The sequence below is a fragment of the Bartonella vinsonii subsp. arupensis OK-94-513 genome (genome assembly GCF_000278235.1).
GTDB lineage: Bacteria > Pseudomonadota > Alphaproteobacteria > Rhizobiales > Rhizobiaceae > Bartonella > Bartonella arupensis.
In genome coordinates this window covers 1,166,836-1,167,482 of sequence record NZ_JH725037.1, presented here as the reverse complement: position 1 = coordinate 1,167,482, position 647 = coordinate 1,166,836, and the positions used below count along the sequence as shown (strand labels likewise).

Genomic DNA, 647 nt, shown 5'->3' with positions numbered 1-647 from the left:
TCGAAGCGCGCTCTGAAAATTTGTTATTTTCATATTCAAAGGCTGTTGATCCATACCATAAGTTGCCATTCTCTAATTGTGTGATATGACCCGTCCTTATTAAAGCTTGTAATGCCTTTTGAAACGTTCTTACTGAACACCCACACCATCCTGATAAATAAGACGTATTATTTATAAGAGGCTCTTTCTTGTCTTTCATAAGCAACACTAATGTTGTGTAAATGCCTTTTTCTGTTGCTTTTAAACCAGTAAGCTCTTTTAAAAACTGATTTGAATAAAATCTTACGCAAGGAACTCTACTAATAGACATGAATGCCCTCCTTTCCTTTAACTAAATGTAAAATTGCTAATGCATCCGCTTCATTATCATCTTTCGGATTGTGCCCTTTGGCACGCATCGCCTGTATCATCTCTTCTTTCGACGCATTCCCCCTCCCCGTTGCCGCCTTCTTTATCGTACCAACCGGAATTCCCTCATAAGGGATTTGATTGTTTTCACACCAAGCAGTTAAATGACCTACAAAACCACCGTAAACATGCGCTGCATCCGTACCAATATGACGCCTCACCTCCTCAAAATACACCGCGTCAATTTGACCTGCTGTCATCTTCATTTCTGTAAGCCATTTCTGAAAAAGAAAATAACG

2 protein-coding genes are annotated in these 647 nt (G+C 39.4%); both read right to left on the bottom strand.

Annotation, left to right across the window (positions count from 1 at the left end):
• Positions 1-310, bottom strand: a 310-nt coding sequence (locus tag ME1_RS05155) for a DUF1376 domain-containing protein (protein ID WP_004864221.1), incomplete at its 3' end; no start/stop codon positions are given.
• Positions 300-647: crossover junction endodeoxyribonuclease RuvC (locus ME1_RS05150; RefSeq protein WP_004864218.1), on the bottom strand; the 348-nt coding region annotated here is incomplete at its 5' end. The genes ME1_RS05150 and ME1_RS05155, both read right to left, overlap by 11 nt.